The sequence below is a fragment of the Arthrobacter sp. H5 genome (assembly GCF_000520595.1).
Taxonomy (GTDB): Bacteria; Actinomycetota; Actinomycetes; order Actinomycetales; family Micrococcaceae; genus Arthrobacter_D.
The window spans coordinates 106,484-116,541 of sequence record NZ_KI914978.1; the positions used below are offsets into that span (position 1 = coordinate 106,484).

Genomic DNA, 10,058 nt, shown 5'->3' on the forward strand with positions numbered 1-10,058 from the left:
GGTGGCGGGCACGGCTACCCGTCCACGCCGGAAGCCGTGAACCAATGGATCGCCCGGCACAGCCAAACCGGCGTGGAGGCGCCGCGTGTGCGGCTGCTGCTGGACCGATACGGCACGCGTGCTTCGGACGTGATTGCCTACCTCAGCGATGGCGACGACCAGCCGCTTAACTCCACCGCCGCGCTCAGTTCCCGTGAACTCGAGTACATGGCGAGGTACGAGCAGGTGGGACACCTGGTGGATGTCCTGATCCGCCGAACGGATCTCGCGTTCCGTGGGTTGGTCAGCGAGGAAATCCTGCAGGAGGTTTCACGGTTGCTGGCACCCGCCATGGGATGGGACCAGGACGCAATGGAGCTGGAAATCCGTGACGCGCGGCGTGTCTTGCAGGAGCTCCATGGCGTCACGGTAGAAAGCTTGGTTGCGTAGCCGCGCGGCAACGCAGCCATCCGGCTTCCTTGAGGATTCCGGAAACCAACGGCAACGGTTGCCGGGGGGAGTAACAGGAGGCACCGGCCTATGCCGGTGTCACCAACAGTGTTAGTGCACATCCACAAATGAATAGGTAGAGGAGTCAAAGATGTCTCTGGAAGTATTCGTCGCCGAAATGTTCGGCACTTTCATGCTGTTGCTGTTAGGCACCGGTGTCGTGGCTAACGTCGCGTTGGCTGGGACGAAGGGCAACAACGGCGGGTTTCTGATGGTCAACTTCGGTTGGGGCATCGGCGTCTTCGCCGGTGTTTACGTCGCTGCGCTCTCCGGGGCGCACCTGAACTTCGCTGTGACCGTGGGCTTGTGGGCCAACGGCGACGTCGGCGAGTTCGCCCCGGGCGTTGACAAGAACGTTGTGAACGCCCTTGCATACCTGGCCGCACAAATGATTGGTTCCGTTCTTGGAGCCGTAGGCTGCTGGTTGGCCTATAAACAGCACTTTGACGAGGAACCGGACCCCGCCAACAAGCTCGGTGTCTTTTCCACAGGACCGGCTATCCGTTCCAATGCCTGGAACCTGGTAACCGAAATCATTGGAACCTTTGTCCTAGTATTCGTCATTATCGCCTTCGCCGGGACACCCACGGAAATCGGACCCCTGGCTGTTGCCCTGCTCGTTGTCGGTATCGGTGCTTCCCTCGGCGGACCGACGGGCTACGCGATCAATCCCAACCGTGACCTTGGACCGCGGATTGCGCACGCGTTCCTGCCCATCAAGGGCAAGGGCAGCAGCGACTGGAGTTACGCCTGGGTGCCGGTCGTCGGACCGATCATCGGCGGCCTGCTGGGGGGCCTGGCTGCCATGCTGGTCACCTTCCCGGTACCCGCAGCCTAATCCCGCACGTCAACCCGGCGCCGTCGTTCCCTTGCGGACACGGCGGCGCCGAGAACCCCTGAACCACTACTCAAAGAGGAGCAAGACATGACGCAGTACGTTATTGCGATTGACCAGGGCACCACGTCAAGCAGGGCCATTGTGTTCGATCACAAGGGGGACATCGTTTCCTCGGGGCAGAAGGAGCACGAGCAGATATTCCCCAAAGCAGGCTGGGTGGAACACGATCCGGCGGAAATCTGGGACAACACCCGTGAGGTCATTGGCAACGCGCTGTCCAAGGCGAACCTGACCCGGCACGATATTGCCGCCGTCGGTATCACCAACCAGCGGGAAACCGCCGTGGTCTGGGACAAGACAACTGGAAAGGCCGTCTACAACGCGATCGTCTGGCAGGACACCCGCACGCAGCCTATCGTCGATGAACTGGCGGCTGACGGCGGGGTCGAGCGGTTCAAGCAACAGGTCGGACTGCCGCTCGCAACCTACTTCTCGGGGACCAAGATTAAATGGATTCTCGACAACGTGGACGGTGCACGTGAGAAGGCCGAGGCCGGAGACCTGTTGTTCGGCAACACCGACTCCTGGGTTACCTGGAACCTGACGGGCGGCACTGACGGTGGGGTACACATCACCGACGTGACCAACGCGTCACGCACGCTCTTCATGGACCTTGAGACACTCAGCTGGGAGGATTCCATCCTTGCGGTCTTCGGCGTGCCACGGTCAATGATGCCGGAGATCAAATCGTCGTCCGAGGTCTATGGCACCGTGCACAGCTCACAGCTGCTGCGCGAGGTACCCGTTGCCGGCATCCTGGGTGACCAGCAGGCGGCCACCTTTGGGCAGGCGGCCTTCGAGAAGGGCGGCGCCAAGAACACCTATGGCACCGGAAACTTCATGATCGTCAACACCGGTGAGGAAATAGTCCATTCCAAGAACGGACTCCTCACCACCGTTTGCTACAAGTTGGGCGACGCCAAGCCGATCTACGCCCTCGAGGGTTCGATTGCCGTAACGGGATCCCTGATCCAGTGGCTGCGGGACAACCTCGGCATCATCAAGTCGGCACCCGAGGTGGAGCAGCTTGCAACGACGGTCGAGGACAACGGCGGTGTGTACATTGTGCCGGCGTTCTCCGGCCTGTTTGCACCGTATTGGCGTTCGGACGCGCGCGGCGCAATCGTTGGGCTGACCCGGTTCGTCAACAAGGGCCACATCGCACGGGCCGCCCTTGAAGCCACAGCGTTCCAGACGCGGGAGGTGCTCGATGCGGCCAACGCGGACTCCGGTGTGGACATGGAGGACCTGCGGGTTGATGGCGGAATGGTGGCAAACGACGCGCTGATGCAGTTCCAGGCGGACATCCTGGGTATTCCAGTGATCCGCCCCAAGGTAACGGAAACCACGGCGCTGGGTGCTGCCTACGCGGCCGGGCTTGCCGTTGGGTTCTGGAAGGACACGGCTGAGCTTGCTACCAACTGGGCGGAGGACAAGCGCTGGACACCCACCATGGACGACGCCGAGCGTGACCGCCAGCTCCGAAACTGGAAGAAGGCAGTCACCAAGACCTTCGACTGGGTAGACGAGGACGTCAACTAACCACACGTCATCGACTCTCCCCAAATGGACGTTCTCAGGGCCCAAAACGGCTGGAGAACGACCATTTGGGGAGAGTCGATACTCGTCTGTGGCTAGATGAGCACTGTTCCCGAGACGTTGTCCGGGTTGCCGAAGCGGTGCGCCGTGATGCTCACTGCCTGCTCGTGCAGGAATGGCAGCATTTCCACGCGGCCGGACTCCGTCACCGGGCCGGCATAGGCGGCGATGTCCGGATCACCCTCAGTGGCGTTGCAGAGTTCGGAGTAGCCGCCGCCGATAAGCCGAACCCGTTTCAAACCCGCTGTCGGTGCTGCAGCCAGCCACGCGGCGTCGTCCTCCACACGGTGATCCACGCCTTTGGCCGAGAGCACCGCGCCCAGGGCGGGGGAGAGGGGCTGCGGCGTGGAAACACTCATCGGTGCCCCCGCGCGCAGCCCGGCAGCCATGACGCGGACAGCTTCCGCGCCGCTGCCGGCTTCATTGAGGCGCACGGTGACCGGCGCAGGGAGGTAGCGGAACTCATTGCGTTCCACTCCCAGTGCGGACACGTCTCGATTGCTTCCGAAGGATTTAATCCACTGGCGCTGATCGTCGGCAGCCGCGCGTGCCAGGTATCCCTTCTCCACATCGGAGACGTCGGCGGCGTGTAAAAGTTCCCTGATAGGTGCACTCAAGGGGGCGTGCACATTCCCCGGGTGCAGTTCCTCCTGCTCCCAGGACCCAAGATGCATCAGATAGTTCGGGCCGCCGGCCTTGGCTCCCGGCCCAACCGCTGACCGCTTCCAGCCACCGAATGGCTGGCGGCGGACAATGGCCCCGGTGATACCACGGTTTACGTAGAGGTTTCCGGCCTGTACCTGGTCAATCCACATCACAAGCTCGTCCGGGTCCATGGTGTGGATCCCGGCGGTCAGGCCGTAGGCGCTCGCGTTCTGCCACTCAATGGCCTGCTCCAGCGTGTCGGCATGCATGATCCCGAGCACCGGCCCGAAGAACTCGGTCAGGTGGAAGTAGCTGCCGGGCTTGACCCCCTCCTTCACGCCGGCACTCCACAGCCTGCCAGAGTCGTCCAACTGCCGCGGCTTCACCAGCCAGGACTCGCCATCGCCCAAGCTGGTCAACGCATCCTTCAGCTTTCCGTCGACCGGCTCAATGACCGGGCCCATTTCTGTGGCCGAATCCTCCGGATAGCCGACTTTCAGGGACGATGCCGCATCAATGACCTGATTGCGGAACCGTGCAGACTTCGACGCAGAACCCACGAGGATCGCCAGCGACGCCGCCGAACACTTCTGGCCGGCGTGTCCAAAGGCGGACTTCACAACGTCGGCCGCGGCCAGGTCAAGGTCCGAGCTGGGGGTCACAATCAGCGCGTTCTTCCCACTGGTCTCAGCCAGCAGCGGCAGGTCATGCCGCCAGGACCGGAACAGTTTCGCCGTGTCATAGGCGCCCGTGAGGATCACCCGGTCCACCGATGGGTGGGAGATCAGGTGCTCACCAACTGGGCCTTCCTCGGCATCGGCGAAGAAGAGAACGTCGCGCGGTACACCCGCTTCCCACAAGGCCTCCATCAGCACGGCGGCGCAGCGCTTGGCCTGTGGCGCCGGTTTGAGTACGACGGCGCTTCCCGCAGCAAGGGGTGCAAGCGCGGACCCTGCCGCGATTGCCACGGGGAAATTCCACGGCGGCGTCACAACGGTCAGTTTGGCAGGGACAAACCTGGCGCCCTCCACATCGTGGAGTTCCTCCGCGAGAAGTGCGTAGTAGTTTGCAAAGTCAATGGCTTCGGAAATTTCCGGATCCGATTCCGCCACTGTTTTGCCTGTTTCGCTGGCAGAAACCTCCACCAGGTCCCCGCGTCGCGCAGCCAGTTCAGCTGCGGCGCGGCGAAGCACCGCGGCACGCTCGGCGCCGGTTTGTGCGGCCCAGCCCGTCTGTCCGGCGAGCGCGGCCGCGATGGTGCGGTCGACGTCGTCGTGCGTGTCCAGCCGCGAAGCCGCCACGAGATCCACGCCGAGACGCGACTGGGGAACCCGGGCAAGAATACCTGCGGCCCACTCCCGGATTGCCGGAAGCGAAGGATCTGAATCGGGCTGGTTACGGAAGGTGCCCGGCAGGTTCCCGGTGATCCTGGCCGGGTCCTGCACTCGGTGTGGCTCAGGAACTGAGGTGTCCAGCTGCGCCAGGGAAGCCAGGAAGCGGTCCTTCTCCCGCTCAAAGAGCTTCGGGTTGCGGCTGAGCTCGAAAACAGCGCTCATGAAGTTCTCCTGGCTGGCGTTTTCCTCCAACCGGCGGATGAGATAGCTGATGGCCACGTCGAACTGCTGGGGCTTGACCACAGGCGTGTAGAGGAGCAGCGAGCCGACGTCCTTCTTCACTTCCTCCGCCTGCTCCTCGGCCATGCCGAGCAGCATCTCGAATTCGATCCGGTCCTCGACCCCCCGCGCTACGGACAGCGATCGGGCGAAGGCGATGTCAAAGAGATTATGGCCTGCAACCCCGAGGCGAACCGCCGCGGCGTTTTCCGGACGAAGTGCCCAGTCGAGGCATCGTTTGTAGTTGGTGTCAGAATCCTGTTTGGACGGCAGCGTGGCCGGTTCCCAGCCATGGACGGCGGCATCCACCAGTTCCATCGCGAGGTTGGCGCCCTTGACGAGCCGTACCTTAACTGCAGATCCGCCGGCCGCCCGCCGCTCCTGCGCCCAGGCGGTGATGTCCTGGAGCGCTCCGAGGGCGTCCGGCAGGTAGGCCTGAAGCACAATGCCAGCCTCAAGGCTTCGCAGGTCGGGTGTGTCGAGGATTTGTTTGAATACCGCCACGGTCAGGTCAAGATCGTGGTATTCCTCCATGTCAAGGTTGATGAACTTTGGCGCGGGATTGGCGGCCGCTAGCCGGTAGAGCGGGCGTAACCGTTCGACGACGTGGCGCACCGTGCCGTGGAAGTCCCACAGGTTCAAGGTACTGACCACTGAGGAGACCTTGATTGACACGTAGTCCACGTCGTTCCGGGACAGCAGTTCAGTGGTGCCGGCGAGCCGGGCGTCTGCTTCCTTGTCCCCAAGCACTGCCTCACCGAGAAGGTTGATGTTCAAGCGCACCGCTTCTCCGCGCAGGCCGGCGATGGCTTTCCCCAGCCTGGCCGGGCGGGCATCGACAATAAGGTGGCCCACCATCCCGCGCAGGACGCGCTGCGCCACGGGCACAACCACCCAGGGCAAGGCAGGTGCAAGCGCGCCGCCCAACCGGACCGCTCCGCGCATATACCAGGGCAGGAATGACGGCGCCTGGCGCGCCAGTTTCGACAGGTTCCGGGCGGCCACTGAATTGTCCTCCGGCCGGATCACCCGATCAACGAAACCAATGGTGAAATCAAGGCCCGCGGGGTCCTTGAGAACCTCCGCGAGCAGCTGTGCCGAACGTGAACCCCTGGACTCGGCAGGCGGTGCCGTATAGCCAGGGTCATCGAGATGCAGCCAGCGCCGGACCAGCGCGACGGCGTCGTCGCCCAATGTCTGTGGTGCGGGATCCGCGGTAGGAAAGTGGTGGTTCATATGGATCGTCTACCTCACGATGCGACGGGCCACTGATAACTCAATCAGGTCCACGGAGGACTACTGGCCGATCAGCCGTGGGCGCATTCCGCCCCGGCATAGTATTCCCGCACATACCAGACGTACGCGCGTAGCAAAAATATGGTAACCCCTGATGAAGACGCGGTTGACCAAACTGCGCTATGGTGGATCCATGTTTACGCAACTTCTTCTTAGCTAGCCGCACATCTTGAGTGCGGCCGCCCCTCCTGTGAAAGAGGGGCTTTTGTGTGTCTAGGGACAGATTGCAGCAGGCAGGCCGACCAGCCAGACGCGGTCATGAGTGATCAAGAAGACAGGGCAATAGACAGTGAGTATGAGTTCCGAAACCGAACAGCCGGACCCAAACACGTACAACTTTGCCGCCATCGAGGCGAAGTGGCCTTCCGTGTGGGATCGTCTTGGCACTTTCACTCCGGCCGATGACGGTTCTCGGGGACGCCGCTACGTGCTGGACATGTTTCCGTACCCATCCGGTGACCTGCATATGGGGCATGCTGAAGCGTTTGCCATGGGCGACGTGGTTGCACGGTACTACCGCCAGCAGGGTTTTGACGTGCTCCATCCGATTGGTTGGGACTCCTTTGGACTGCCCGCAGAGAACGCCGCCATCAAGCGGAACGCGCACCCGGCGGAGTGGACGTACACAAACATCGAGACGCAGGCAAATTCCTTCCGTCGATACGCGATCAGTGTGGACTGGTCGCGGCGGCTGCAGACCTCCGATCCGGAGTACTACCGCTGGACCCAGTGGCTTTTCCTGCGGTTCTTTGAGAAAGGTCTGGCGTACCGCAAGGACCACCCGGTTAACTGGTGCCCTCGGGACCAGACCGTCCTGGCCAACGAACAGGTGGTCAATGGAGCCTGCGAACGCTGCGGTTCGGTGGTGACGAAGAAGACGCTCAACCAGTGGTACTTCCGCATTACCGACTACGCTGACCGCTTGCTGGATGACATGGAGCAGTTGGAAGGTCATTGGCCCGAACGGGTCCTCGCAATGCAGCGGAACTGGATTGGCCGCTCGGCGGGCGCACATGTGACTTTCACTATCGAGCCCGCGGACGGACAACCTGAACGGGCCGTGCCGGTGTTCACAACGCGGCCGGACACCCTGCACGGCGCCACGTTTTTTGTGGTCGCTGCCGATTCAGAGCTGGCCTCGGATCTGGTGACTTTCGATCACGCCGCTGCGCTGTCCACGTACCTGGAGCAGGTGAAATCCCTCACCGACATCGAACGCCAGGCCACTGATAGGGAAAAGACGGGCGTCTTCACCGGACGTTATGCCGTCAATCCGCTGAACTCGGAACTGCTGCCGGTGTGGGCTGCCGACTATGTGCTGTCCGATTATGGGACCGGCGCCATCATGGCAGTACCCGCCCACGACCAGCGGGACCTGGACTTTGCGCGCGCCTTCGACCTGCCAGTGCGGATGGTGGTGGACACGGGGGACGAGGATCCGGCCGTCACCGGAACAGCCACCACGGGGGACGGCACCCTGATCAACTCCGGTGAGCTGAACGGACTGCCGAAGGAGCAGGCTATTGCCCGCGCCATTGAGCTGGTGACCCTGCAGGGAACCGGGGAACAGACGGTCAACTACCGGTTGAGGGACTGGCTGCTGTCCCGGCAGAGGTTCTGGGGGACTCCCATCCCGATCATTCACTGCAGCGACTGCGGCGAGGTTGCCGTGCCCGATGATCAGCTGCCCGTCACCCTGCCCGAGAACCTCCGCGGCGAGGAACTCTCTCCCAAAGGCACCTCTCCGCTGGCCGCGGTCGAGGAGTGGGTAAACGTTCCGTGTCCGCAGTGCGGCGGAGACGCCAGGAGGGACACGGACACCATGGACACCTTTGTGGATTCGTCCTGGTACTTCCTGCGGTTTGTGTCCCCGCACCTGACGGATGCACCGTTCGATTCCGACGCCGTCAACCGGTGGCTGCCGGTTGGCCAGTACGTTGGCGGCGTGGAGCATGCGATTCTCCATTTGCTCTACAGCCGGTTCTTCACCAAGGTGCTGTACGACCTGGGACTGGTTTCCTTCACCGAGCCGTTCTCCGCGCTGCTGAACCAGGGCCAGGTGCTCAACGGCGGCAAGGCCATGAGCAAGTCTTTGGGGAACGGCGTGGACCTGGGCGAACAGTTGGACCGCTTCGGCGTCGACGCTGTTCGGCTCACCATGATTTTTGCCTCCCCACCAGAGGACGACGTCGACTGGGCGGATGTGTCGCCGTCGGGTGCCACCAAGTTCCTCGCCAGAGCGTGGCGACTTGGAACGGATGTGACCTCCAACCCTGGTGTTGATCCGGCAGGGGGTGACCGCGGGCTGCGCAGTATCACGCACCGTATGGTCGCGGATTCCGCCGCGCTGCTGCAGAACAACAAGTTCAACGTTGTGATAGCCCGGTTGATGGAACTGGTCAACGCCACCCGCAAGGCGATTGACTCCGGACCGGGTGGTGAGGATCCTGCTGTGCGCGAGGCAGCCGAAGCCATCGCCGTGGTCCTCAGCCTGTTTGCACCGTACACGGCCGAGGATCTGTGGGAACGTCTGGGACACCAGGCGTCCGTGGCATCGGCCGGCTGGCCAACTGTGGACGAAGGATTGCTGGTCCAGGCCACCGTTACCGCTGTAGTTCAGGTTCAGGGTAAAGTCCGCGACCGCCTGGAAGTTGCGCCAGACATCTCCGAGGAGGAGCTGCGGGAGCTGGCACTGGCAACCGACCAGGTCAAGCGCACACTGGACGGACGAGAGATCCGGACGGTTATTGTCAGGGCCCCGAAACTGGTGAATATCGTTCCGAGGTGAAGGGTAGATGCCGGCCCGGCTGTGAGGATCGGTGATTCATGAGATGGATTGAACGGGTCATCGTCCGACAGGCCAGGCGAACCCGCGCAACAGGTTTCCGGGTGGCGGTTGTCACCGACTCCGCCGCGGCCTTTCCCGGCGATTGGCTGACCATCTCGGGTCCTGTAGCTGGGGTCACCGTGGTCTCAATGCCTGTCATGATTTCCGGGCGTATTTTCGGCGAGGGCAGCGATGACCTGACCGAGCCGTTGACCATTGCGCTTGCGGAGGGTGCGGAGGTACGCACTTCAAGACCATCGCCCGGGCAGTTCGAAAGTGTGTACCGGCGCCTTCAGAACGATGGATTCGATGAGATTTTGTCCATTCATTTGTCGGGGAAACTCTCTGGGACGGTTGACGCGGCGCGCTGGGCAGCGGGCGCCGTTTCGATTCCGGTCCAGGTCATCGACAGCGGAACGGTGGGTATGGCGCTGGGCTTTGGGGTAGCTGCAGCAGCCCATGCCCTGGATAGCGGCCGGACAACTGGTGAAGCAGCGGCCGAGGCACTGGAAACGTGCAACGCGTCGTCGTTGTACTTCTATGTGCCAAGCCTTGACCAGCTGCGGCGGGGAGGCCGGATTGGGGCCGCTGCGAGCGTCCTGGGCACTTTGCTTGCGGTTAAGCCCATCCTGACGGTGAAAGATGGCCTGATCGTGCCGTTGGAGCGGGTACGAACAGCCCCGAAGGCCCT

At 62.6% G+C, this 10,058-nt stretch carries 6 protein-coding genes; 5 read left to right on the forward strand and 1 reads right to left on the reverse strand.

Annotated elements, in window-relative coordinates; genetic code table 11:
- From Y708_RS30705 to glpK, 3 genes are all read left to right on the forward strand, one after another.
- Nucleotides 1-429: glycerol-3-phosphate dehydrogenase C-terminal domain-containing protein (locus Y708_RS30705; RefSeq protein ID WP_035775089.1), on the forward strand; the 429-nt coding region annotated here is incomplete at its 5' end.
- Nucleotides 430-580: 151 nt separating this feature from the next.
- The gene (locus Y708_RS0102300; protein WP_028278663.1) at nt 581-1,327 is read left to right on the forward strand and encodes an MIP/aquaporin family protein; all 747 of its coding nucleotides are present in this window, start codon (nt 581-583) and stop codon (nt 1,325-1,327) included.
- Between the two features lie 87 nt (nt 1,328-1,414).
- Nucleotides 1,415-2,929, forward strand: a complete 1,515-nt coding sequence (gene glpK / locus Y708_RS0102305; protein WP_028278664.1) for a glycerol kinase GlpK — start codon at nt 1,415-1,417, stop codon at nt 2,927-2,929.
- 92 nt (nt 2,930-3,021) lie between these two features.
- Here glpK and Y708_RS0102310 read toward each other — a convergent pair whose 3' ends face one another.
- Nucleotides 3,022-6,480 (reverse strand): proline dehydrogenase family protein, encoded by a 3,459-nt coding sequence (locus Y708_RS0102310; protein WP_028278665.1) that lies wholly within the window; start codon nt 6,478-6,480, stop codon nt 3,022-3,024.
- A gap of 355 nt (nt 6,481-6,835) precedes the next feature.
- Here Y708_RS0102310 and leuS point away from each other — a divergent pair, with 355 nt between their 5' ends.
- Together leuS and Y708_RS22370 are read left to right on the forward strand one after the other, a co-directional pair.
- Nucleotides 6,836-9,328, forward strand: coding sequence for a leucine--tRNA ligase (leuS, locus tag Y708_RS0102315; RefSeq protein WP_035775001.1), 2,493 nt, complete (start codon nt 6,836-6,838; stop codon nt 9,326-9,328).
- A 38-nt stretch (nt 9,329-9,366) separates the two neighbouring features.
- The coding region (locus Y708_RS22370) for a DegV family protein (protein ID WP_155853646.1) at nt 9,367-10,058 on the forward strand (692 nt) is incomplete at its 3' end.